The sequence below is a fragment of the Prolixibacter denitrificans genome (genome assembly GCF_003014495.1).
GTDB classification, from domain to species: domain Bacteria; phylum Bacteroidota; class Bacteroidia; order Bacteroidales; family Prolixibacteraceae; genus Prolixibacter; species Prolixibacter denitrificans.
The window spans coordinates 615,446-638,992 of the sequence record NZ_PYGC01000002.1 but is presented as its reverse complement, the minus strand read 5'-3'; the positions used below and the strand labels follow the sequence as shown (position 1 = coordinate 638,992).

The 23,547-nt window shown below is 47.1% G+C and carries 21 protein-coding genes; 7 read left to right on the top strand and 14 right to left on the bottom strand.

Annotated features, from left to right (window positions below; translation table 11 throughout):
• Positions 1–15 precede the first annotated feature (15 nt).
• The 3 genes from CLV93_RS06390 to CLV93_RS06380 form a co-directional block, all read right to left on the bottom strand.
• Positions 16–1,917: an amidophosphoribosyltransferase gene (locus CLV93_RS06390; protein WP_106541326.1), complete on the bottom strand. Its 1,902-nt coding sequence runs from the start codon at positions 1,915–1,917 to the stop codon at positions 16–18.
• 19 nt (positions 1,918–1,936) lie between these two features.
• Positions 1,937–2,419 (bottom strand): SPOR domain-containing protein, encoded by a 483-nt coding sequence (locus CLV93_RS06385; protein WP_106541325.1) that lies wholly within the window; start codon positions 2,417–2,419, stop codon positions 1,937–1,939.
• Positions 2,420–2,500: 81 nt separating this feature from the next.
• Entirely contained in the window at positions 2,501–3,250 is a 750-nt protein-coding gene (locus CLV93_RS06380; protein ID WP_106541433.1) for a YebC/PmpR family DNA-binding transcriptional regulator, read from the bottom strand.
• Between the two features lie 184 nt (positions 3,251–3,434).
• On the opposite strand from CLV93_RS06380, the gene miaB reads away from it, so the two are divergent.
• Positions 3,435–4,784: a tRNA (N6-isopentenyl adenosine(37)-C2)-methylthiotransferase MiaB gene (gene miaB, locus CLV93_RS06375; protein WP_106541324.1), complete on the top strand. Its 1,350-nt coding sequence runs from the start codon at positions 3,435–3,437 to the stop codon at positions 4,782–4,784.
• A gap of 6 nt (positions 4,785–4,790) precedes the next feature.
• Positions 4,791–5,138 carry a carboxymuconolactone decarboxylase family protein gene (locus CLV93_RS06370; RefSeq protein ID WP_106541323.1) on the top strand — a complete coding sequence of 116 codons (348 nt, stop codon included), beginning with the start codon at positions 4,791–4,793 and terminating at the stop codon, positions 5,136–5,138.
• 59 nt (positions 5,139–5,197) lie between these two features.
• Here the strand turns inward: CLV93_RS06370 and yjjX are convergent, their stop codons facing one another.
• The 3 genes from yjjX to CLV93_RS06355 are packed head-to-tail and all read right to left on the bottom strand — an operon-like array spanning position 5,198 to position 7,811.
• Positions 5,198–5,740, bottom strand: coding sequence for an inosine/xanthosine triphosphatase (gene yjjX, locus CLV93_RS06365; RefSeq protein WP_211297752.1), 543 nt, complete (start codon positions 5,738–5,740; stop codon positions 5,198–5,200).
• A 20-nt stretch (positions 5,741–5,760) separates the two neighbouring features.
• Positions 5,761–7,404: a glycoside hydrolase family 9 protein gene (locus tag CLV93_RS06360; protein ID WP_106541322.1), complete on the bottom strand. Its 1,644-nt coding sequence runs from the start codon at positions 7,402–7,404 to the stop codon at positions 5,761–5,763.
• A gap of 50 nt (positions 7,405–7,454) precedes the next feature.
• Entirely contained in the window at positions 7,455–7,811 is a 357-nt protein-coding gene (locus tag CLV93_RS06355; protein WP_106541321.1) for a helix-turn-helix domain-containing protein, read from the bottom strand.
• A gap of 876 nt (positions 7,812–8,687) precedes the next feature.
• Between CLV93_RS06355 and CLV93_RS06345 the strand changes: the two genes are divergently transcribed.
• The 3 genes from CLV93_RS06345 (at position 8,688) to CLV93_RS06335 (ending at position 12,816) form a co-directional block, all read left to right on the top strand.
• The gene (locus CLV93_RS06345) at positions 8,688–9,326 is read left to right on the top strand and encodes an RNA-binding domain-containing protein (protein WP_246187200.1); all 639 of its coding nucleotides are present in this window, start codon (positions 8,688–8,690) and stop codon (positions 9,324–9,326) included.
• Positions 9,327–9,413: 87 nt separating this feature from the next.
• Positions 9,414–11,459, top strand: coding sequence for an LVIVD repeat-containing protein (locus CLV93_RS06340; RefSeq protein ID WP_106541319.1), 2,046 nt, complete (start codon positions 9,414–9,416; stop codon positions 11,457–11,459).
• 181 nt (positions 11,460–11,640) lie between these two features.
• The gene (locus CLV93_RS06335) at positions 11,641–12,816 is read left to right on the top strand and encodes an alkaline phosphatase (RefSeq protein WP_246187199.1); all 1,176 of its coding nucleotides are present in this window, start codon (positions 11,641–11,643) and stop codon (positions 12,814–12,816) included.
• Positions 12,817–13,000: 184 nt separating this feature from the next.
• Here the strand turns inward: CLV93_RS06335 and CLV93_RS06330 are convergent, their stop codons facing one another.
• Together CLV93_RS06330 and CLV93_RS06325 are read right to left on the bottom strand one after the other, a co-directional pair.
• The gene (locus CLV93_RS06330) at positions 13,001–13,819 is read right to left on the bottom strand and encodes a DUF6048 family protein (RefSeq protein ID WP_106541318.1); all 819 of its coding nucleotides are present in this window, start codon (positions 13,817–13,819) and stop codon (positions 13,001–13,003) included.
• Complete coding sequence (locus CLV93_RS06325; RefSeq protein ID WP_146141963.1) at positions 13,770–14,261, bottom strand: DUF6452 family protein; 492 nt, start codon at positions 14,259–14,261, stop codon at positions 13,770–13,772. Before CLV93_RS06325 ends, CLV93_RS06330 begins: the two co-directional genes overlap by 50 nt.
• A gap of 218 nt (positions 14,262–14,479) precedes the next feature.
• Here CLV93_RS06325 and CLV93_RS06320 point away from each other — a divergent pair, with 218 nt between their 5' ends.
• On the top strand, positions 14,480–15,643 hold the full coding sequence (locus CLV93_RS06320) for a metallophosphoesterase (protein ID WP_170108879.1): 1,164 nt from the start codon (positions 14,480–14,482) through the stop codon (positions 15,641–15,643).
• A gap of 6 nt (positions 15,644–15,649) precedes the next feature.
• On the opposite strand, the gene CLV93_RS06315 is transcribed toward CLV93_RS06320, so the two are convergent.
• The 5 genes from CLV93_RS06315 to CLV93_RS06295 form a co-directional block, all read right to left on the bottom strand.
• Complete coding sequence (locus CLV93_RS06315; RefSeq protein WP_106541315.1) at positions 15,650–16,528, bottom strand: cation diffusion facilitator family transporter; 879 nt, start codon at positions 16,526–16,528, stop codon at positions 15,650–15,652.
• Positions 16,529–16,619: 91 nt separating this feature from the next.
• Positions 16,620–17,588 (bottom strand): GDP-mannose 4,6-dehydratase, encoded by a 969-nt coding sequence (locus CLV93_RS06310; RefSeq protein WP_106541314.1) that lies wholly within the window; start codon positions 17,586–17,588, stop codon positions 16,620–16,622.
• Complete coding sequence (locus tag CLV93_RS06305; RefSeq protein ID WP_106541313.1) at positions 17,588–19,240, bottom strand: glycosyltransferase family 39 protein; 1,653 nt, start codon at positions 19,238–19,240, stop codon at positions 17,588–17,590. Before CLV93_RS06305 ends, CLV93_RS06310 begins: the two co-directional genes overlap by 1 nt.
• The gene (locus tag CLV93_RS06300; protein ID WP_106541312.1) at positions 19,237–19,914 is read right to left on the bottom strand and encodes a lipid-A-disaccharide synthase N-terminal domain-containing protein; all 678 of its coding nucleotides are present in this window, start codon (positions 19,912–19,914) and stop codon (positions 19,237–19,239) included. Before CLV93_RS06300 ends, CLV93_RS06305 begins: the two co-directional genes overlap by 4 nt.
• Positions 19,914–20,633 (bottom strand): glycosyltransferase, encoded by a 720-nt coding sequence (locus CLV93_RS06295; RefSeq protein WP_106541429.1) that lies wholly within the window; start codon positions 20,631–20,633, stop codon positions 19,914–19,916. The genes CLV93_RS06300 and CLV93_RS06295 overlap by 1 nt, the downstream gene beginning before the upstream one ends.
• Before the next feature lie 351 nt (positions 20,634–20,984).
• Between CLV93_RS06295 and lepA the strand changes: the two genes are divergently transcribed.
• Positions 20,985–22,772, top strand: a complete 1,788-nt coding sequence (gene lepA, locus CLV93_RS06290) for a translation elongation factor 4 (RefSeq protein WP_106541311.1) — start codon at positions 20,985–20,987, stop codon at positions 22,770–22,772.
• An 83-nt stretch (positions 22,773–22,855) separates the two neighbouring features.
• Here lepA and rprY read toward each other — a convergent pair whose 3' ends face one another.
• The gene (gene rprY, locus CLV93_RS06285) at positions 22,856–23,545 is read right to left on the bottom strand and encodes a response regulator transcription factor RprY (protein WP_106541310.1); all 690 of its coding nucleotides are present in this window, start codon (positions 23,543–23,545) and stop codon (positions 22,856–22,858) included.
• Between the last annotated feature and the right edge of the window lie 2 nt (positions 23,546–23,547).

Sequence of the window (23,547 nt, the reverse complement as noted above, 5' to 3'; positions counted from 1 at the left end):
TTAGCAAGGTCCGGTTTAATAGGCCCGACCTTTGATTCCTTCGATATAATTAATGAATGAGGTATTCACTACTTTGTTTCCACCGGGTGTTGGATAATCGCCGGTGAAATACCAATCTCCCAAATCGTTCGGGCACGCCTTGTGGAGATTATCCACCGTTTGGTAAACGATATCCACTTCCGCATTACAATCGACCGGCTTCAACAACTGGGCGATTTTATCCGAGACCTCCTGATCGGTAAAGGGACGATAAATTTCCTTCACATAGTTCACAATCTCTTCCTTCGGCAAGTGTTGCTGCTCTTTACATTTCTTGTAGGTCTCATCAATCACGTGTCCTCTGCCAGTTTCCTTGAGCAACGTGATGGCCGCTTCAAAAGCAATGAACTTGCCAAGCTCCGCCATGTCGATTCCGTAACAATCGGGATACCGAATCTGCGGTGCCGACGAGATAATGACAATCCGTTTCGGATGCAACCGGTCGAGAATACGCAGGATACTTCGCTTGAGTGTCGTCCCCCGAACGATGGAGTCGTCGATGACTACCAGTGTATCCTTCTCATTCTTAACAACGCCATAAGTAACGTCGTACACGTGACCTACCAAATCATCCCGGCTGGAATCATCCGTGATGAAGGTTCGCATCTTCACGTCCTTAATGGCAATCTTTTCAATACGAGGCTCAACCGAGATAATTTCAGCAATGGCTTCTTCCGTCATGTTCTCGCCAAGCGCGTGAATCTTCTCTTTTTTCCACTCCAACAGCAGGTCGCGAATGCCCTCCATCATTCCCGAAAAGGCGGTTTCAGCCGTGTTGGGGATATACGAGAAAACTGTATTCTCCAGGTCGCCATCCACAGCATCCATAATGGTTGGTGCCAACAAGTGCCCCAACTTTTTTCGCTCGAGGTAGATATCGCGATCGGAACCACGGGAAAAGTAAATCCGCTCGAAAGAACACGATTTCCGCTCCTGCGGAACACGGACCATTTCTTCGGACAAGGTTCCGTCTTTCTTCACAATCAACGCAGATCCGGGCTTCACTTCCTGAACACTTTTCCAGGAGACGTTCATCACGGTTTGAATCACCGGACGCTCAGAAGCTACCACCACAATTTCATCGTCGGCATAGTAATACGCCGGCCGGATTCCCCACGGGTCGCGCAGCACGAAAGCATCGCCGTGGCCAATGATTCCACCAATAGCGTATCCTCCGTCCCAATCGCGACTGGAACGTTCCAGCGTTTGTCTCAAATCGAGGTTTCGTTCGATCAGCGGAGATATTTCTTTATTGGAGTGACCTTCGTTTTTATACTTGCGGAAAAGCAATTCATTCTCTTCATCCAGAAAATGGCCTACTTTCTCCAGGACAGTCACCGTATCGGTATACGCTTTCGGATGCTGCCCCAAATCGACCAGCAGATCGAACAACTCATCGACGTTGGTCAGGTTGAAGTTACCAGCCAGCACCAGGTTCCGCGAACGCCAGTTATTTTGCCGCATCACGGGGTGGGTAAATTCCACACTGTTTCGACCGAACGTACCATACCGCAAGTGCCCCAGGTAAAGCTCGCTGACAAAGGGCAGGTTATTTTTGGCCCAGGCCGGATCATGATATGTTTTCGGGAAATTGGTTTTAGCATGGTTGAATTCGCCAAAAACATTGTCGAACACATCTTTAATCGGATTCGCATCCACCGAACGGTGACGATGAATGTAATCCTGTCCCGCCGCCATGTCAATCTTCACACTAACGACTCCGGCTCCGTCCTGTCCCCTGTTGTGTTGCTTTTCCATCAACAGGTAAAGCTTGTTCAAACCGTACTGCCAGGTTCCGTATTTTACTTTGTAATACTCAAGCGGTTTGCGAAGCCTTATCATCGCTATACCACACTCATGTTTTATTAGCTCGCTCATCTCAGCTTATTCTGCTTTTTTATCGTTCTGACGTTGAATTGCTGTTAAGGTCTGGAAACTGAATATTGTCGGGTACAATAAAAGCATTGGGATAATCCCGGGCAATCTTTTTTTGCAACCGAAGTGCGTCGCTCCGTGTGCGAAAATCGCCAACCCTAACTTTAAAATCGGGCGATTGGTATATGATATAGGCTTTTACATCCGGGTACGAGGAAAGGAAGTCGGTTTTCACCTTCATGGCCCGCAGTCGCGCTGAGCTTCCGGAACCAAAATAAATCTGCACCCTGTACCCCGGCGTGGTTTGATCATTCTTATTGAGCTGTATTTTTCGCTCAAGCAGTTCTTTCGTTTTCGGGTTCTGATGAACATCGAGTCCTGTCCAGATCCGGGTCGTATCGTTCGCCGAAAGCTGACCGTATTCGCTGACCGGCGCCGGCTTCTGTGCCAGCACATTACCCCAAAAGAGCAGAAGGACAACGAAAGTTGAAAGTATCCTCTTCATGAACTGTTTTTCTTTAAGGATGCAAATATAACGGAAAAAGAAATGGCCGGGAAATTCCGGCCATTGTCAAATCTTTAAATATTATTCTGATTCAAGCGCTTCCTGCAATTCGTCTGTCATCTCGAGGTTGTGGTAAACGTTCTGAACGTCATCATCATCTTCCAGCGCCTCGACTAATTTCAGGACTTTTTGAGCAGAATCCACATCCAACTCCTTGGTATCGTTGGGTATTCGCTGCAAATCGGCGCTCGCTACCTCGATGTTCAAATCTTCCAACTTTTTATTCAGGTTACCGAAATCTTCCATCGCAGAGGTCAGAATAATAAAGCCGTCCTCTTCTTCAATATCCTCAACACCCGCGTCAATCAAATCGAGTTCGACCTCCTCGAGGTTAATGTTATCGGCGGCAATACGGAAAATTCCCTTCCGGTCGAACAAAAAACTTAGTGAACCATTCGTTCCCAGGCTTCCACCGTACTTATTAAAAATGGAACGTACACTCGAAACGGAACGGTTATTATTGTCGGTCAAACACTCTACAAAAACAGCAATTCCGTGCGTGGCATAACCTTCGAAGGTTACCTCCATATAGCTTTCAGCGTCAGCGCCGGCAGCCTTCTTAATCGCTCTTTCGATATTGTCCTTCGGCATGTTCTCGCCCTTGGCATTCTGTATGGCCAGGCGTAAGCGGGGATTTCCATCCGGATCAGGGCCGCCCTCCTTCACGGCTATTGAGATTTCCTTGATAAGGCGGGTAAATATTTTTCCGCGTTTCGCGTCAAGTGCGCCCTTTTTTCGTTTAATCGTCGACCATTTACTGTGTCCTGACATAATTCGTTTTTTTGGGTTGACTATTTTGAAATCGTCGGGGCTGTAAAGATAAGAAAATCCCATTTTTTACAGAAAATCCTTCAGGAAAGGACAATTAAGTCTTATTTAGACAGCACCTTATTGTCCAAATTCAAAATATGATGGTAAATTTGCCCAACTAATTTTCTCAATTGATTTTACCGTAATGGCGAACAAGAAATTATATATCGAGACGTACGGTTGCCAGATGAATGTGGCAGACAGCGAAGTGGTGGCAGCCGTATTGGGAGAGAAGGGATATGACCTGACCGAAGACCATCAGGATGCCGATGCCATATTAATTAATACCTGTTCCATTCGTGACAACGCCGAGCAGCGCATTCACGCCCGGTTGGATTTGTTTCAGAGTCATAAAAAGAAAGCACCTGAAAAAGTGGTTGGTCTGATTGGCTGTATGGCCGAACGAGTTGGCGACCAGTTGCTCGAAAAGAAGAAAATCGACCTAGTGGCAGGACCCGATGCTTACCGCGATCTTCCCTACCTGTTCGACAAAGTAAAGCGCGGCGAGGAAGCCATCAACGTGGATTTAACCACCAACGAAACATACGATTCCATCATTCCGAAACGTATTGGGAACAATAAAATTTCCGGTTTTGTATCCATTACACGTGGTTGCAACAACTTCTGCACGTTCTGTATTGTGCCTTATACCCGTGGCCGGGAAAGAAGTCGTGACCCGAAAGATATTCTCAGCGAAGTACAGGATCTCATCAGCAAAGGCTATAAAGAAGTTACCCTGCTGGGACAGAATGTCGATTCGTACCGCTTCCGTGCTCCCGGAACCCGTCCGGTGAAGTTTGCCGATTTGATGGAAATGGTAGCACAGATTGACCCGACAGTCCGGGTACGCTTTACCACGTCGCATCCGAAAGATATGTCGAACAAGCTGCTGGAGGTGATTGCCAAATATCCGAACATTTGCAAGTTCATTCACCTGCCCTTCCAGTCGGGAAGCTCGACGGTGCTCGACAAGATGAACCGGAAATACACCCGCGAATGGTATCTCGACCGCATCAAGGCCATCAACGAAATCATTCCCAACTGCGGCTTGTCAACCGACGTAATTACCGGCTTCTGCGGCGAAACGGAAGAAGATCACAAAGAGACGCTCTCGCTGATGGAGGAAGTTCGCTTCGACTCGGCCTTCATGTTCAAGTATTCGGTTCGTCCCGGAACCTATGCGCACGAACATTACGAAGACGATGTGCCGGATGAGGTGAAATCGCGCCGTCTGAACGAAGTAATTGCCTTGCAAAGCCGGATTTCGCAGGAGAATAACCGTCAGGACATTGGCAAAGTAGTGGAGGTGCTGGTAGAAGGTGTTTCGAAGAAGAGCGACGAGCAATACTTCGGACGCAGCTCGCAGAACAAGATGGTTGTTTTCCCGAAAGGTGATTTGCAGTTTGGCGATTATGTCCGGGTAAAAGTGAACGAAAGTACGCAGACCACGCTGATTGGCGAGGTAACCGAAAAAATAGGACAACCCACCGAATAAACTGAAATGAGCAAAATGATAGATGAATTCCGGGATTATCGTGCCCGGATGAATGAGAAAATTCTTTCCGCCGATAACAAGGTGATGAAGCGCATCTACAACCTCGACACCAATACTTATATGGAAGGTGCGCTGTCGACAAAAACCAAGGAAATGCTGGGACTGGTAAGTTCCATGGTGCTGCGCTGCGACGATTGCGTGAAATACCACCTGGAGAAATGTCATGAGCAAGGTGTTACCACCGAAGAACTCTTCGAAGTGTTTTCGGTAGCCAACCTGGTGGGCGGAACCATTGTAATTCCCCACACCCGCCGTGCCGTGGAGTACTGGGAAGAGTTGCAGAATGCAGAATAAATCAACAACCCAAACAAATAAAAAAGGGTCTTCGTTACGGAAGGCCCTTTTCTTTTATCTCATTCTCCGGGGAAAAGCTCCGGCCTGACAAACGGAATCAGCGCCAGACAAACGGCCTGTTCGTAAAGCAACGTCCGCGTGATGGCGTTGCGGGTGAGCAATCCTACCGCCCCGTTTTCCTGTTTCGAGTTAGTTTTCCCAAACACCTGGTCGTCGGCATCGCCCAGCTCCAGTCCTTCTTCCACCAGTTTCACCACTTCCGGCGGAAGCTGAAAAGTAGTGGTGCGCGATTCGCCAAACTGCCCGTCAGCGCAGGCGGCAATCCAGGCAAACGACTGCATCCCGCCGTTATGCCGCTCGATGCCGCCCTCTACGCCAAACCAGAAATCGGCGTGCGGCACTTTTTCCCGCGCATTGGCGGCCCGGTTATGCGCCCCATTCCGGGTTTCTTCATCGCTCATCGGTTGATCGGGAACCCCAGACTCAACGCTCACACCTTCTATTTTAATTTCCGTGTCCGGGAAAAGCTTTTCAAAGCCCCGCTTCACCGCCTCAATCTTCACCGGGTTATGCGAGGCTACCACAATATGTTTTATCATCATTCCGAATACTGTTTTTGTTCCTAATTCACTAGTCCGGCCAAAGCGTATACCAGCGCAGCCTGCCAGTTGATGGCAATTTCGTTGGTGGTATAATCCGACTGTTTATCCTGCCAGTTGGTGGCCGAACGTCCGCCGCCCACGAGGTAACCCGGCCAGGGTTCTTCAATCCCGTCGGCAGCGCTGCGCCGGTCATGCGGATGCATGGGCGGACGAAACCCGATGCCGGTTACGTACGAACGGTCATATACATTCCGTCCCAGCAAATGGTCGGCAATGGAGACCACTGCGTTGGTATAGGCCCGGTTGGGCGAAATGGCGTTGGCCACCTGCAGGTTGACAGCCTGCCGCGCCACCGTTCCGTTGCACCCCCAGTAATAGCGCCCTGCCAGTGGCCGTCCGTAAATATCCCTTCGTCCTTTTGCCACCAGGGTATCGGCATTCGCCAGAATCGCTTTTTGAACACGGTTCAGCAGGTCCGCGTTCCTTCCGTTCCTGCCGGAAAGCACATAGGTAAACAGGGCCAGGTTTTTCACATTGCCCCAGTCCCAGTCGCTGTCGATGAGCGGCGGATGAATGTCCGGCACCGCCGATTCGAAGTCCGCCAGGTAAGCCGGCTCGCCCGTTGTTTCCCACAACTCGGCTGCGGCCCACAGCCGTTCGCTTTTATCGCTCTTCACTTTGTAGGCACCCGTCTTGAAATCGCCCTGCTCAAACGGTTTCATCTCCGGATGTTCTTTCAGAAAGGCATAACTGTTCTTCGCAGCCGTCAGACACTTTTTCGCATACACGGAATCATACGGCTGAAAGTTGCGGGCCGCCATGGCCATTACCGCGGCAAAATCAGCGGTAGCTGCCGAACTCCATTCCGTGAAATAGCGTTTCCCCTTATCATCTTCAGGCATGATAAAACCGGCAAAGTTCGTGCGCGTCAACTTGTGCGACACCCGGCCCGAACCATCGGGGTATGGCATTTTCAGCAGCCAGTCGGTTTCCCACTTCAACTCTTCAAGGTATTCGGGGAAACCGGGAGCTGTCTCCGGTAGATTCAGCTTCACATTTTCCAGTGCCGGCCGGAACTGTTCCCATGCCAGAAACAATGTGCCCAACGTGATACCGGCGTTCACCGTGTATTTCCCATAATCGCCGGCATCGTGCCAGCCGCCGGTACCGTTACGGATAACGCCTTTCTGTCCTGTGTAATCGCCGTAAGCATCGTCGAGGTGACAGGCAGCGTGCGCGTAATGATTTCCGTTGAAATCGCCTTCCACGGCTGTGCCGCAACGCCAAAGATAAAAAGCCCGCATGGCCGTTTTGTACGGAAACCGGAAGATATCATCGCTGATGCGAAAGGCCACCGACCGTCCAACTCCGGGCACTTCCAGGTAGTAAGAACCAGTATCGGCGAATGCCGAAAAATCAGCCAGCCAGGCATTTTGGTTGACATCCTTCTGATGAAACGGCCCCGTAACCTTTCCGCTGAAAACCGTGGAGTCGTCAGCCAACCGTTTCACTTCGAACTGGCTGCAGGGTTGTATAATGGTGGCTATTTTGGCTTTCGCCGGAAGAAAACCGACGGAATTGAGGCGGACCGGGTACGTATCGCCCGATGGCCCGGCGCCGCAGGCAGTGAGCCACAACAGCAGCATCGTCAATAATTTTCTCATGAATCAGATCGTGTAAAAAGGTTTGGAAAAGTGGTCACGGTGCGTCACATTCAGGCTCTTCCTCCGACAAGCCGTAAACTCTCCCGGAGGGTTTCAACTTTCATTTCCAGGTCGTGGATTTGCTGGTTCAGCCCTTCCATCTCCTGTTTTAACAGGGTGGTCTCCTCCCGTTCCGGGTTTTCGATGGCCCGTGCTTTGGCAATCAGGGTAAAGAAATTAAAATCCAGCGCCTCCGATAGTTGCCACAACCGGCCTATCTTAACGTCCTTCGAGTTCAGGATGTAATGAGCCATCTGCTCCGAAACCCCCAGCCTGCGGGCAAACTGCGGAACCGTAAGTTGCCGTTCCGCCAGCCGCTCCCGGATGGCATTCCCGATGTGAAAAGGCAGTTTCAATTCGTTATTCATGACCAAATATTTTGTGGTGATATTCTCCGAAGCTTCGCAAAAGCCATCGGCTACTTAAAGTTACACAAAATTATTCTATTTTTCTAACAAAGAACAAGATTCCCACCACACAGCGTTAGATAGCCACCACATAGCGTTAGATACTCACCGAATAGTATTATATTAAAACTGCAGTTTAATTTATCTATACATCATTTTATTTTATGCTTATCTGATTTTAATTTTTCTGCTCCATTAGATATAATTATTATTGTTGTTTTATTATATTTTATGTAGTGACTATTTGTCTTCTTAATGGTTTTATTAGTCATATACCAAATTTTATTTACTATATATCAAATAAAATTTCACCTCACAGTAGAAGTGTAACAAATGCCATAGCCTGGGGCATCCCCCAGGGATCGGGCGCAACAGGCAAACCGCCAGCCTGTAGGGCTGGACCTGGTATTCGCCCGTCAAGAAGATCGTGGAAGCCCTTCAGGCTTCCCTCATTGTTCATGGATTTTTTCTGGGGACGATGCCCCCAGCTTCGGAATATCAGGCCTTCAGCCTGGACAGGGTCGGCAGGCCCTAAGTGAAACATCGAAGGAAACCTCTAAAGTTTGACGCTGGCACCCAATGAAGCTACGCTAGTGAATCTGTCATCGGTCCAAAAGTCTCCCCGGGTGGGGAGATTTAGAGGGGCGGAAAATGGAAGAACCACAATCCGGGTATTTCCATTTTTCCCGGTAGGATAATAAGTTTGTTTTGGGAATTGATGCCTCGCGAATATGCAGCGGTGCAAAATCATTAACGGCCGAGGAGTTTAAAGAGAAAAATAATAACTTGCCGTCAACCCTAAAAAATTCGGCCATGGTGAACACGAAATTATTCAGGATGATACGAGAGGGGGAACACCAGCAGCAGGATTTCAAGTTTTGTATCAACGATTCGCGAAAGATAGCCCGCTCGCTGGTTGCTTTCGCCAATACCGATGGCGGCCGGTTGCTTATCGGCGTAAAAGACAATGGAAACATTGCCGGCGTGCAGACCGAGGAAGAATATTACATGATTGAAGCGGCTGCTAAATTATACAGCAAACCCAAAATTGAATTTGAGACCCAACAGTGGCATACCACCGATGGGAAAACGGTTTTACAGATTGATATTCCGCCGAGCCCGAACAAACCACACTACGCTAAAGACGAGAACCAGAAGTGGTTGGCCTACATCCGGCACGAAGATCAAAACATCCTCGCCAACCGGATCCTGCTTGAAGTTTGGAAGAAAAAACAAAAGCCGCGTGGAGTCTTCATCCGGTATACCGAAGAAGAGAAAAAAATACTGCAGTATCTGAGCAATCACCAAAAGATAAATCCGGGTCGTTTATCCCGTTCCATGTCTATCTCGCGCTGGAAAACAGAACGAATCTTAATAAACCTCATAACCATCGGAGTTATTGAGATTGAACAAACGACAGATGGAGTACATTACCATCTGACAGACAATTTTATTCTTTCCGGGAATAATAAATAAAATCCCCTCTTCGTTTAAATAAAAAAGCCCCATGGTTCACCTTTTCAGAAAGAGAATCAGGGAAAGCTAATAAAAGGGGGTTGAAAAATGGGAAGGAATCAAATTTTGGCTTTAGCAAGTAGCTTTTTGTTGCTGCTAGCCGGATGTGCGAAAGACAATACAATAACTACTGAGTTTACTGCAAATGCAGAAAAAATCTCCAAAGAGAATGCTGACCGGGTTACCTATGTCAACGAACGAATCGATCTGGCTGGAAGCAGTTCACTGAAATCAGCTGAATCGCCGGAAGACTATACCTACACGCCGGCGGTTGATATCTACAACACTGTTTTCGATAAAATAATTATCCAGTCCAGTACGGCCACGTATACTGTCTATTCCGGGCAAACAGTTTTGTTGCCCAAAGGCTTGACATACGAGGGAAATATTACAGTAAATGATGGCGGAATGTTAGTGGTCGTTGGCAACCTAGCCGGCTCGACGCTCAGTGGAACAGGAACCGTGGTGATTAATCCAACCGGTGTCTTTTCGGCAAAATATCTAAATCTCAACTCTGGGGTGAAACTGGTTAACTACGGTGAATGGAATGCCGAAAAGAACGCCAACCTGAACGGCATCCTAGAAAATCATGGTATCATATCGTTCGATGCCATGAATAACAATAGTTCGGGGCACGTGGTCAACACCGGAAAAATTACGCTGTCCGCAGATCTCAACAACAACGGCGTCATAGACAACTTCGGGACATTTATTACCGATGGAACATTCAATCTGAACAGCGGCGCGAACCTCAACAACGCTTGTCATTTCGAAACGGCGAAGATGCAGTCGAACGGATTAACCCATTCCACCGGCTTCCTAAAAGTCAATGGCCTGTTAACGATAAACGGAGGCAGTGTTCTGATGCTGGGCTCCCACTCGGTAACCGATGTAGCTAACATTTCCCTTAACGGGAAAATTTCAGGCACCAACGACGACTACGCAGGTATCGTTATCCGAAACTCGTTTCAATCGAACTGGGGCGCACGGATAACCGGAAAAATTGACATCCGTTACGACAATGAAATCACCAGCTCCGATCCTGACTTGTTGGGCTCGCTGGTATCATTTAAATCCGTGTATTTCCCGGCTACCGGATGTGTTCCACAGTACGGTACCAACCCGGTAAATTCTTTTACACTGGTTGCAAATGTTAAGGCCCCAATCGATAGCAGAGGAAATACACTGAGTGCAACAAGTGTGGATATTCAGGGAGACTATGCATACGTTTCATACCACCTGCACGGGGCAGAATTTGGTGGCCTTATCGAGGTGTATGATATTACTGACCCTTCAACTCCTACGATCGTCAGCCAATACTGGAGCGAAAATGCCGACTTTAACGACATTGAGGTGGATGGTAACAAATTATATGTAACAGGCGGAGCCAATCCGGACAAAACCGGCGCTGATACTCCTGCGACTTTTACCATTATCGATTTAAAAAATGGTGAATTACCCAATGCTGCACCAACATTTTATTCCCTGCCCAGTTTTTCAGGCAACTGTGTACACCTCGCTGAAAACGGAAAACTTTATATCGCAACTGGAAATACCGGAGGTCAGTTTATCACTGCAGATGCTAATAATGGTTCGATTATCAGCAAACGAAATGCACTTACTGCCAAATATTTTGACAGTGAAGGAAACACCATTATCGGATTGCAGGGAGGTACCGTTGGCTTGCTGTCGGTATTTAACGAAAATAATGGCCTAAATCCGGTCAGATCCATCCCGGTGGGAAGCATTATTCCGGAAGACGGAAAAGCAGTAGCCCGCCTGAAAAACGGACTCGCTTATGTTTGTGAAGGCGAGGCCGGATTGTATGTTTTCGATACAAACGACGCTTCCGGAACGCCTCTGGAAATGTTTAACCCGCAAAGCGGCGACACCAATGGTGTCGATATTGATCATGGCCTGGTGTATGTAGCCAATGGAGCAGGTGGCTTATACGTCATCGACCAAAATACATTTAAAGTATACGGAAATTACAACTACGATGGCTCAGCCAACTTCGTAAGAGCTGTTGACAACTACATTTTTGTGGCTAACGGAACCGGAGGCCTCAAAATTTTGATGAGAGATAATCCCTAGTTTTTTTCATACCCAATTCAAATGAAAACAGCACGCTCAGGCGTGCTTTTTCTTTGTCATAAATACTACTTAAATATTTAGCCTTTTGTTTACAGAAGAGCATTACGTGACTTCTCACAGAAACTCTTAATTTTGTACCTGATATCCTAATCAATTAAAAACCTTACAGAAACATCAAGTAATGAGAAACCTTCTTATGAAAAACATCCGCTATGCCTTTTTGATTGGTATCATCATTGGCGGATTTACATTTGCCGGTTGTGCACAGAATGAGTATATGGATCCGGCCAACCGGAAGTTGCAGGAAGCTTATGTGGGTGGTGACTTCTATCCGGTAAAACATTATCAGCAAAGTACCCGTAAAAAACGTCCGAAGAATGTGATCCTGATGATTGGCGACGGCATGGGACTCGCCCAGGTTTATGCCGGACTTACAGCCAACGGCGGTCACCTTTACCTGGAAAATTTCAAACACATTGGTTTTTCAAAAACCTATTCTTCCGATAATTACATCACCGATTCAGCTGCCGGGGGAACAGCCCTGGCTTGTGGCGAAAAAACATACAACGGTGCGATTGGCGTAAATCCGCAAAAACAGCCGATTGTCAACATCCGTGAACTGGCTGAAAAGAAAGGTTTGGAAACCGGGCTCGTTTCGACATCGGCCATTACACACGCCACCCCGGCATCATTTATCGCTCATCAGCCATCACGAAACATGTACGAAGCCATTGCTGCCGATTTTATCAACAGCGGCATCGATGTTTTTATTGGTGGCGGCGTCGACCATTTTGAGAAGCGTAAAGACGGCCGGAACCTGAGTGATGAGTTGAGAAAAGACGGCTACCAGGTTTTGTACAACATGTATAATATCAGCCAGGTAACATCGGGTAAACTGGCCGGGCTCACGGCACCGATTCACAATCCCGCTGAACCCGAACGTGGCAATATGCTGGTTCAATCGACTAATACCGCACTGAATATCTTGTCCCAAAACAAGAAAGGTTATTTCATCATGATTGAAGGAAGCCAGATCGACTGGGGCGGCCACGCCAACAAAACGCCTTACGTAGTAGAGGAAATGCTCGACTTCGATCAGGCCATCGGGGCTGCACTCAAACATGCGGCGCAAGATGGTGAGACATTGATCATCGTGACAGCCGACCACGAAACGGGCGGAATGTCCATCAACGAAGGCGACATGGCAACCGGGAAAGTTGTTGGTGAATATACCACAGGGCACCATACAGGAATTATGGTTCCGGTATATGCTTTTGGACCGGGCGCTGAGCAATTTACCGGAATGATGGAAAACACCGATATTCAGAAAAAAATTAAAGATCTATTGGATCTGTAACTGCACTAACCAATTTCTGGTTATTTTAGAAGGGAAACCACTGCGTTTCCCTTTTTTAATTACGACCAATAGCGGGGTTATTGTTGCAACCTAATGTTTGAAACCACTCCTATTTGGAATGAAGCCATGCTTCTTCGAATAAAAAATAAGGTTACTCAGCGTTCATACATGACTGAAGGATTGATTAAAATCCGCCTGACTGCCCGCCCCGGAGATTCCTGAAGTTGCTGCCATTCTGCTGATTATTATTCTGGTTGTTGTTGTCCGGCGTAGCTGATTCGTCGATATGTTTGGCCCCTTCCATCTTAGGTGCTTTCGGCATCTTCTTCGTTCTCCACAACGGAATCCGGTAGTAAATACCGTATGAAAAATCCATCGGAATATCCACGTTGGTTTTCCCGAATCCGGGTACGATATAGGGCGACATATTCGGATCCTTGGTTTCGCTCACCATGAATTTCACGCGAACAGACCATCCGAGGAAAAAATTCTTAAAAATCTCCCCTTTCATCCCGAACACGAACTCGCCCCAATGAGCATTCATATTTCTTTTCGGAATGGATGTGTTATAATCGCCCCAGAAATTGGAATATTTGACATCATTGGCCTGTTGAGTAAAACGGCTGTAACCATAACGCGCACCTATAAACACCAAATCGCCGTCTTCGAGATTTCGGTAGCGCAAAATATTGAAATCCGTTCCCACCCGGCCATAAACACCATTTGCCTGGTAGTGGAAATTATCCCGACGATCATTCAACCCCATCATACCCACTTCAACCGTAGGAAACCAATATCCCTTAACAGGAATATCTCCCTGCAATTCCCAACCCCAACGGTCAGCCGATTGCAGGTATGTAGATGCAAACCGCGAGAGATCGACTCCGATACGGGGTCCTTCCACACGCCAAACATCCGCATTCTGTTTCTCCTGAGCCAGTGCTTTCAGCGGGCTACTGAGTGTTAGCAGGCAAATTGAAATATACAGTAATATTTTGCTCATTATTGGGCTTTTCAATAGATGTTGGGCCCACTGAGGGGTCCGAAATATTCACCGAGTCGATTCGGGACGTATATGAGAAACCTTTCAAGTTGTAATAGGGTGCAAAGCCACACGCCTCCGACACCAGTTTCATTTGCATGGTATGATAAATGAACAGCGTGTCAGCTTCTCCATTCACAAACAATACAAACGCAGTGGAATCATGTTCAAGCGAAAGCGGTAAAGGATAACGCTTGGATATGGAAGGCAGCGTATCGCGTACCCATCCGGTATCATTTTTGGCAACGCCCCAAATCATCAACGAATCAATCGTCGTTGAATCACTGTCGATGAATTTGGCCATGAGATAAGTATCTGTGGAATCGTAACACCTGTCCGCCTCGCTACACGAAACGACAATTGCCAAAAGCACCACAAGTAAAGGTAAAATGTATTTTTTCATATCCGGATACGGGTTTCCGCTTGCCTGACAAATATAAACAAAATGAGAGGAAACAAGCATGAAGCAAGATGTCAGATTGAAAAAGCGTAAACCAGGAACAATTGGCTTATCATCAACAAAAAAAAGTTATTTTCGTTAATTCCATTGCGGCACAAAAACATAAGTAAAACTGCCGCCGATCTTACATTGAACGACAATCTACTTTAAATATGCGAAACATGCAGTTTGCCATTTTCTTCGGAACCGTCATTTTAGTCTACTTTCTGGTCAATTATTATATCTATGTTCACGGATTAATGGCCTTCCAGGCGACCGGAAATTTTAAAACGATATACAAAATTCTTTTCTGGGTTGTCGCTTCCACTTTTATCGTTGGTGAAATACTGGAGCACACACATTCCAGTCTGGCCGGCGAATGGGTGTACCGAATAGGAGCTTTCTGGCTCTCGTTCATGCTGTACCTGTTTATCGCTGTCCTTTTCATCGACATCATCCGGTTACTGGACAAATTCTTTCACATTGTTCCGGCTGTGCTAAAAAGCAACCCGGACCAACTCAGGCTGTGGACCGGCGTTGTTGTTTTTTCCTTGGTAGCCCTGGTGGTTTTCTTCGGACACCTCAATGCGCTGAATACGCGGGTCAAGCAATTCTCGATTACCATACCCAAAAGTGTTACCGGTTCCCCGGATATGAAAGTGCTGATGGCTTCCGACATTCACCTCGGAGCACTGATTGGTGAACGCCGCGAACAAAAGCTTGTCGACATTATTAATCAGCAAAAGCCCGATTTGGTTCTCCTTTGCGGTGATATGGTGGACGGAGATATTGCCCCGGTCTTGCGAAAACACCTGGGAAGACACTTGCAGGAAATCAAGCCACCGATGGGCATGTTCGCTATTCCAGGCAACCATGAATACATTGGTGGGATAAAAGAAACCTTACCCTACCTGGAAAGCATCAACATCAACGTGCTGCGCGACCAGGTGATTACCCTTCCCAACGGCGTTCAGATTGTCGGGCGCGATGATTTGTCGGCACGCAATCGTGATGGGGGAAGAAAGGAACTTCCGGAATTACTGAAAGACGTGGACATGAGCAAACCGGTCATTGTGATGAACCACCAACCGTTCAACCTGGAAGAGGTTGCCCAGGCCGGTGTCGATTTACACCTGTCGGGACACACCCACGACGGGCAAATGTGGCCGCTCAACTACGTTACCGAAGCTATATTCGAAGACAGCTGGGGATTTCTGAAAAAAGACAAAACCAACATTTATGTTTCCTCCGGATTTGGTTCGTGGGGACCGCCCGTTCGCATCGGAAACACACCGGAAGTTGTGGTTTTCAATCTTCACTTTCAACCGAAGACGGCCGAGTTGTAGGCTGATTTAGTCATCGTACGACATGGGAAGCGGTTCCGGATGGATGGTCGTTATGATACCCAATTCCTTTTCGATGGCTTCTTCGATGACAGAACAGATATGATGCGCTTCATCCAGTGTCATCTCCGGAGGCAATTTAATGTGACAGCTTAATTCGGTATGGTGTCCGTAGCGGTGCATATGGAAATGATGGGGATACACCTCCCTGTCTACATTTAGCCGGACCAATTCCCTTATTTGGCCAATCATTGTAGGATCGGCACTTTCACCGAGCAGCAAGCTGAAATCATTTTTCATGACCTCATAAGCAGTATACGCAATCAGAATAGCCACCAGAATTCCCAGAACGCCGTCAATCCACCAGAAATAACCGCCGAGGAAAATACCTGCCAGGATAATGATGGAAGACAATGCGTCGGAACGGTGATGCCAGCCATCGGCTTTTAAAACCGACGACTTTGCTTTTCGTCCGACCCCAAAAGCATATTGAGCCAGACCTTCTTTCGCCAAAATCGAAACAACCGTTACAACTTTCGCAACCATTCCGTAGTGCACAGCTGTGTGCGATCGGAGTCGATCGACCGATTGCAGCAGGAACTCAAACGAGATAATAGCCAACAGCACCCCAATAATCACGGCGGCGATGTGCTCAGCACGACCGTGGCCGAACGGATGCTCGTCATCGGCAGGCTTACCGGCCAGTGTTGCACCGAAAATAACAATGATGGAAGAGACCGAATCGGAAAGAGTATGCCACGCATCCGCTACAATAGCAATCGAACCGGATACAATTCCGGCCCAGTATTTCAAGGCAAACAGCACCAGATTAACGATAATCGAGACCCATCCGGCCTTAACGATCATTCTGGTATTCTTCGATCTCATAAGCTTTGGCAGGTTTTTCAACTACTAAAGCATCAAAGCTAAGCGATTCAGCCTTAAAATCCGAGAAAATAAAAGGTGGTTGCGTTCTAAATTACGCGCTATGCATCTCGTCGTACCACATAAGGAATTTCTTAATGCCTTCGCGGAATGAAGTTTTCGGCTGATAGCCCAGTAGCTCTTTCGCCCTGGAAATGTCGGCATACGTAATATTCACGTCGCCATCCTGCATCGGGAGCTGATTGATAACGGGCTTAACGCCGGCCTCTTCGGCAATCGTTTGAATCATATCGCGGAGCAGCACCGGATGATTATTTCCGAGGTTCACGGTTTCGTACACATTCTCATTTTTCAACAAATAGTCAATCGCCGATTCAATGCCGGCAACAGTATCCGCTACATATGTGTAATCACGTGCCGTTCCTCCATCGCCAAACATGGGAATAGGCTCATTATTCCGAAGCAACCGGGTAAACTTGTGAATGGCCAAATCGGGTCGCTGCCGTGGACCAAACACCGTGAAAAAACGCATATTCAGAATATCCAGCTGATAAAGGTGATGGTAAGTGTAGTTGATAAGCTCACAACTCTTCTTGGTAAAAGCGTACGGCGAAACCGGATTAGAAACGTCCATATCTTCACGGAACGGTGTTTCCGGACAATTCCCATACACCGACGATGACGAAGCGAAGGCCATTTTCCGGATACCTTTTTCCTTCATGATATCGAGAATATTCTGCGTCGCTGTGATATTAGCCCGAATGTAGCCCGCCGGATCATCAATCGACGGCCGTACACCGGCTTTCCCAGCCAGGTGAACAATAATATCCGGAGATTTATCTTTCAAAAAAGTGGCCAGGTCATCTTTATTGGCCAAATCCAGCTCGGCAAACGAGCAATAAGGCTGACCGATGAAGCTAACCAGGTTTCGCTCTTTTATTACCCGACTATAAAACGGGTCAAAATTGTCGACTCCGATTACCCGGAATCCTTTATTCAAAAGACTTTCGCACAGATGTGAACCGATGAAGCCGGCACATCCGGTCACTAAAACAGTTTGCATTACGGCGTATCTTGTTTCATCCGAATTATGGTCACATAATTCGAGAATATTTTAATTCCATCTTTTTTCTTCATGTCGAGATCGTAATGTCCCAACGACTCAAAATCGTACTTCTCCTTAAAACTTTCGTTGAAAACGTCCTCGGGAGGTTCGTGTGTCATCACCACCAGCGGCGTAACAACCGGAGTTCCGGTCGCATTCGACGTATCCCAGTACTGAATCAGATGTCCGCTACTCCAAACCACCTGAATGAATTTTCCGGGTACGGGGCCATTGAAATAGAAAGGCATATTTTGCACTTTCTCCATGTGGCGCAAATCGTTATAAGGCCGGTAATCGGGATTTTTCTGGAAGAAATTACGCGCCGAGGGAATCACCAGCAAGCAAAATGCCATAATCAGTACCACCGTTCCACTCCACAGGCGGAACGCCTTTTTCCGGTAGGTGCTTCTTACCACATATCCGCCAATGGCCCAGAAAACAACCAAAATAATTATCTGCAAACCAAGTGATAAACCATCATTAAACCGGTGATTATGATACATCACTGCCAGCGGCAAAGCAAAACCAACCAAACCTACCAGGTATCCCTGGATGGAATATAAAATCGTATCGGCTTTGGTGTGCTCCTTCTCTTTGAAAGCATGCATCAAGTAACGGAAATAATAGGCCGTTATTAATGCCAACGGAATCAGAACCGGCATCAGGTAACGCTCTTTCTTTTCAGGAAATGAGGAAAGCAGAATAACCGCTGCCCAAACCCAAAGCGCCAAAAACTTGTAGTTGCCGAACTGTCCGATTTTCTTCCGTGCATAAGGGATAATTACAGCAGCCGCAGCCGGCAGTGCCCATATTCCGGATTGCACCGGGAAGCTCCAGTAGTGATACCACGGGTGTACACTCCTGTTCATCCATGCAGCCGATTCCTTTTCGGCCACATACGTGGAAAATTCGGGATGCAGGAAATAGATATACAACGGCCACCACGTACTGAACGCAAGCAAAATCCCCAATGCTACCATCAAAGGTTTCCATTGCAACTTCACACCGCTGAAACCATAGGCAACGAAAAACGCAATGAGGAAAGGCAACAGCAGCGCAAAGAACGAAACCGGGCCTTTACTCAGAAAGGAAAGTCCCATTAGTATACCCGCCCACATAAACTCTTTCCAGGCTTTTTCCTTTCGGTTCCAGCCGCGATATAGCATCCAGATGGCGCCCAACATAAAACTGTGACAGAAGATGTCCCAGGTAATGGTTCGCGCCATGAAAAATATATAGAAACTGGTTGCAACGGTTCCACCGGCCAGCAAGGGAAGATGTTCGTCACGCGTCAGTTCTTTCGTCAAGTTATACAGGAAGAAAACCAACAACATAGCGGAAAGGGCAGCCGGAATACGAAGAATCGCCAGACTGTCCTGCCCGAAAATATGCATCATAAAGGCTGCAATCCAGGTTGGCAACGGCGGTTTTTCCAGTCGCAACACACCATTCATAGTAGGAACTAACCAGTTGTGTGTCTGCAAAATCTCGCGGGCAGTCACCAGGTTTCGGGCCTCCATGATGTTGGCGTCCAATACGCCGTTATGAATCACAAAGGCGAAAAAAGTAATTACCAGCAATGCCAGAAGTTGACGGTTCTCTCTGCTCATGATCGTTTCTTTAATCGTGCGGCCACTTTCCGGATGACCGGACTTAAAAATCCGGGATGATTCAATCCCAGCAATAAATTACGTGAATAGACAAATGCTCCGGTTAACTGTCCCAGAAACAACACCGGATCGAGGCGAAAAATGGCGTAGCTGAATATCATCAACGAGCCCGCCAGGCTGATAATCCAAAATGTATTGGACAATACCGATTCGTTTTGTCGCTCGGAATCGATCCATTGATACACAAACCGGAAAGTAAATATTAACTGCCCGGCGCTACCCCAAAGCAACAAGCCGAATGATACATTTTCGTTTCCAAGTATTTCACGGATGTTGTTCGGTGCCCCGGAAAAAAGATAACCAAGACTGAAAGCCGGCAAAACATAAAACACCCACCGAAAAATCAATGGAATGGTTTTCCACCTATTCTTCAACTGTAAGTTTCGGATATAAACAAAGTAAACCAACAGCTGTCCAAGGACAATGGCAAAATCCTTCCGAAGTACGCCGTAAACGAACAGCAACATAGACGCGAAAAGGCTGAGCTGCCAGAAAATAGTAGGAGACAACGGTTTGCCCGCTTTTTCGGAGCGAAACCACTGAATAATCATCCGGCCCGAGAAAAGGATCTGTGCCAGGAAACCTACACCATATACCAGGAAGTTATCTCTCATCAACCGCGCTTCTTAATATCGTAACGGATATACCGGTTTTTCATCCAACTGTAAGCAAACAAATCCTTCAACGGACCTCCCAGTCGATTCCACAAATGGAATTTCGACTCGCCAGCCACCCTCGGGAAATGACGAACCGGAACTTCCTTCACGGTTCCGCCTTCGAGTTGAATCAATGCCGGAAGAAAACGGTGCATCCCATCGAAAAAGGGAATCTTCCGGGCCACCGGGGTTTGCATAATTTTCAACGGGCAACCGGTATCCGTAGCGCCGTCGTGTGTAATGGAACGACGAATGCTATTGGCCAGTTTCGACGACAGCTTCTTCACAAAACTGTCTTTCCGATCGACTCGTATTCCGGTTACCAGAGCAAAATCATTTGCAAACGGCAGCAACTTGTTAAAGTCTTCCGGCGACGTTTGCAAATCAGCATCGATGTATCCCACCAAAGGGGTTTCCGCCTGATCGATTCCGGCTTTGATGGCTGCACTCAGACCACAATTTTCGCGAAACTGAATAAATGAGAACGCCTCATTGCGCTCGCACATCGTTTCCAGCTGTTGTTGACTGGTATCGGTTGAACCATCGTTGACGAACAGAATGCGTGTCGGCACGGAAGAAATCCCGGCAAAAGCAGAAAGTTCTTTTTCCAGCCGATCCATGTTACTTTCCTCGTTATAAACGGGGACAACGACGGTCAGAATATTATTTTCCTTCATTTCTGTATAATTCGACCGGAACTCAAAAACCATTTCAACTGTTCCGGATTTGGCGGTTCAAAGTTAAAATATTATCAGGCACATCAATTATTGCGCGACTGCTTAATCGATAAATTTAGATGATCTGTCCGGTCCGAAAAAATCATGCTGTTGTAAAATCCTGAAATTAACTGTTTTTCCATAAGGAAATCAAGTAGATAAAAGCGTCGAAAGATAGCATATATCCGCCAAATATCCATCTGACAATGACCGTGAATTTTTCCCACTCGTTATCAAAAATTGAATATCTTTGCGTGACTTTGGAATAGACTTTTAGAATAAGAAAATCAGGACATAAGATATCATTTGCCCATGAATAACATCAGGAACTTTTGTATTATTGCCCACATTGACCACGGTAAAAGCACATTAGCCGATCGTCTCCTGGAAATGACGCAAACTGTCACCCAACGGGAGATGAAGCAGCAGGTGCTCGACAATATGGATTTGGAGCAGGAAAGGGGAATTACCATTAAGAGTCATGCCATCCAGATGAACTATCTGCAGGAAGGACAAAAATACACGCTCAACCTGATTGATACTCCCGGGCACGTCGACTTCTCCTACGAAGTTTCCCGTTCCATCGCTGCTTGCGAAGGAGCCTTGTTAATTATCGATTCTACTCAGGGAATTCAGGCGCAAACCATATCGAACCTGTACCTGGCACTCGAGCACGATTTGGAAATCATTCCGGTAATGAACAAGATGGACTTACCAAATGCCATGCCGGAAGTAGTGGAAGACCAAATCATCGACCTATTGGGTTGCGAGCGCGAAGACATTATCCGGGCATCGGGGAAAACAGGAGAAGGCGTTGGCGAAATTCTTACGCGCATTGTAAAAGATGTTCCGCCTCCCGTTGGTGACCCGGACGCACCCTTGCAATGCCTCATTTTCGACTCAGTCTTCAACTCATTCCGCGGTGTTATTGCTTATTTCAAAGTTACCAACGGAACCATCCACACCAACGATTTGGTGAAATTTGTGGCGACCGGCAAACAGTACCAGGCCGATGAAATTGGTGTGCTGAAACTGAAAATGAATCCTCGCGATGAATTGAGCGCCGGCGACGTAGGTTACATCATTTCCGGAATAAAAACAGCGCGCGAGGTAAAAGTCGGTGATACCATCACACACGTGAAGAATCCCTGCGATAAAGCCATTGCCGGTTTCGAGGAAGTGAAGCCGATGGTCTTTGCCGGTATCTATCCAATCGATAGCGACGATTACGAGGACCTGCGGACAGCCATGGAAAAGCTGCAGCTAAACGACGCATCACTTACTTTCCAGCCGGAATCATCGGCAGCTCTTGGCTTCGGTTTCCGATGCGGATTCCTCGGGCTTCTCCACATGGAAATTGTGCAGGAACGTCTCGATCGCGAATTCGACATGAATGTGATTACCACCGTTCCGAACGTTTCCTATCATGTTCATACCAAGGGCGGTGAAATACTGGATGTATATAACCCATCCGGAATGCCTGAAGCTACTTTGATTGAAGATATCGAAGAACCCTTTATCAGGGCACAAGTCATCAGTAAGTCCGACTTCATTGGTCCTATCATGACGCTTTGTTTGGAGAAGCGGGGCATTTTGAAAAAGCAGGATTATCTGACCGCCGACCGGGTTGAACTGACTTTTGATATGCCACTGGGCGAGATTGTATTCGATTTTTACGATAAATTGAAAAGTATTTCCAAAGGCTACGCCTCATTCGATTACCACATCACCGGATACCGCTCAGCCAAGCTGATAAAGCTGGATATTCTGCTGAATAGCGAGCCGGTCGATGCACTTTCAACGCTCATTCATTTCGACAACGCATATAACTTCGGACGACGTATTTGCGAAAAGCTAAAAGAGTTGATTCCGCGCCAGCAATTCGACGTGGCCATTCAGGCCGCTATTGGCGCCAAGATTATTGCGCGCGAAACGGTAAAAGCCGTTCGGAAAGATGTAACAGCCAAATGTTACGGAGGTGATATCTCGCGTAAACGGAAACTGCTGGAGAAACAGAAAAAGGGTAAAAAGCGGATGAAGCAGGTAGGTAATGTGGAAGTTCCACAGAAAGCCTTCCTGGCCGTTCTCAAACTCGATTAAAAATATTTCTGCAAAATACGAAGCCCGGATTCTGAATAAAGAATCCGGGCTTTTTGTTGATTAAAGTTTCTTGCACGAATATTTTATACAATCAGTTTATACCCCTTGCCGTGAACATTGATAATTTCAACACCCGGATCATCCTTCAGGTGCTTACGTAGCTTCGTAATATACACGTCCATACTACGGGCATTGAAATAATTATCGTCTACCCAGATAGTTTTCAACGCGAAGTTACGCTCCAACACTTTATTCACATTCACGCAAAGCAACCGCAACAATTCACTCTCTTTGGTCGTCAGCTTCTGCGTTTCCTTACCATCGGTAAGCGTTTGTTTCTGCGAATCGAAGGTGTACTTTCCTAGTTTGAAAACCTCCTGGTTTCCTTCCTGCCCTTCTCCTTCGGTTCGACGGAGGATTGCTTCGATGCGGAAGATCAGCTCTTCCATGCTGAATGGTTTTGTCAGGTAATCATCAGCACCCAGTTTAAAACCTTCCAACACATCCTCCTTCATGTTCTTCGCCGTAAGGAAAATCACCGGAATATCGGTGTTCACCATACGAATGTCTCTTGCCAGCGAGAAGCCGTCTTTTTTGGGCATCATCACATCAAGAATACAAAGGTTAAACTGGCTCTTCATAAATCCCTGATAGGCTGCTTCGCCATCGGGATAAAGCTCGGTGTCGAAACCTTTGGCTATCAAGTATTCTTTCAACAGCAGCCCCAGGTTTTCGTCATCCTCAGCCAGGAGAATTCTAGTCTTTTTTTCCATAA

Excerpts from the sequence above, each read along its gene's own strand:
- CLV93_RS06390 (WP_106541326.1), bottom strand. The coding sequence starts at position 1,917 with ATGAGCGAGCTAATAAAACATGAGTGTGGTATAGCGATGATAAGGCTT.
- CLV93_RS06385 (WP_106541325.1), bottom strand. The coding sequence starts at position 2,419 with ATGAAGAGGATACTTTCAACTTTCGTTGTCCTTCTGCTCTTTTGGGGT.
- CLV93_RS06380 (WP_106541433.1), bottom strand. The coding sequence starts at position 3,250 with ATGTCAGGACACAGTAAATGGTCGACGATTAAACGAAAAAAGGGCGCA.
- miaB (WP_106541324.1), top strand. The coding sequence starts at position 3,435 with ATGGCGAACAAGAAATTATATATCGAGACGTACGGTTGCCAGATGAAT.
- CLV93_RS06370 (WP_106541323.1), top strand. The coding sequence starts at position 4,791 with ATGAGCAAAATGATAGATGAATTCCGGGATTATCGTGCCCGGATGAAT.
- yjjX (WP_211297752.1), bottom strand. The coding sequence starts at position 5,740 with ATGATGATAAAACATATTGTGGTAGCCTCGCATAACCCGGTGAAGATT.
- CLV93_RS06360 (WP_106541322.1), bottom strand. The coding sequence starts at position 7,404 with ATGAGAAAATTATTGACGATGCTGCTGTTGTGGCTCACTGCCTGCGGC.
- CLV93_RS06355 (WP_106541321.1), bottom strand. The coding sequence starts at position 7,811 with ATGAATAACGAATTGAAACTGCCTTTTCACATCGGGAATGCCATCCGG.
- CLV93_RS06345 (WP_246187200.1), top strand. The coding sequence starts at position 8,688 with ATGATACGAGAGGGGGAACACCAGCAGCAGGATTTCAAGTTTTGTATC.
- CLV93_RS06340 (WP_106541319.1), top strand. The coding sequence starts at position 9,414 with ATGGGAAGGAATCAAATTTTGGCTTTAGCAAGTAGCTTTTTGTTGCTG.
- CLV93_RS06335 (WP_246187199.1), top strand. The coding sequence starts at position 11,641 with ATGAGAAACCTTCTTATGAAAAACATCCGCTATGCCTTTTTGATTGGT.
- CLV93_RS06330 (WP_106541318.1), bottom strand. The coding sequence starts at position 13,819 with ATGAGCAAAATATTACTGTATATTTCAATTTGCCTGCTAACACTCAGT.
- CLV93_RS06325 (WP_146141963.1), bottom strand. The coding sequence starts at position 14,261 with ATGAAAAAATACATTTTACCTTTACTTGTGGTGCTTTTGGCAATTGTC.
- CLV93_RS06320 (WP_170108879.1), top strand. The coding sequence starts at position 14,480 with ATGCAGTTTGCCATTTTCTTCGGAACCGTCATTTTAGTCTACTTTCTG.
- CLV93_RS06315 (WP_106541315.1), bottom strand. The coding sequence starts at position 16,528 with ATGAGATCGAAGAATACCAGAATGATCGTTAAGGCCGGATGGGTCTCG.
- CLV93_RS06310 (WP_106541314.1), bottom strand. The coding sequence starts at position 17,588 with ATGCAAACTGTTTTAGTGACCGGATGTGCCGGCTTCATCGGTTCACAT.
- CLV93_RS06305 (WP_106541313.1), bottom strand. The coding sequence starts at position 19,240 with ATGAGCAGAGAGAACCGTCAACTTCTGGCATTGCTGGTAATTACTTTT.
- CLV93_RS06300 (WP_106541312.1), bottom strand. The coding sequence starts at position 19,914 with ATGAGAGATAACTTCCTGGTATATGGTGTAGGTTTCCTGGCACAGATC.
- CLV93_RS06295 (WP_106541429.1), bottom strand. The coding sequence starts at position 20,633 with ATGAAGGAAAATAATATTCTGACCGTCGTTGTCCCCGTTTATAACGAG.
- lepA (WP_106541311.1), top strand. The coding sequence starts at position 20,985 with ATGAATAACATCAGGAACTTTTGTATTATTGCCCACATTGACCACGGT.
- rprY (WP_106541310.1), bottom strand. The coding sequence starts at position 23,545 with ATGGAAAAAAAGACTAGAATTCTCCTGGCTGAGGATGACGAAAACCTG.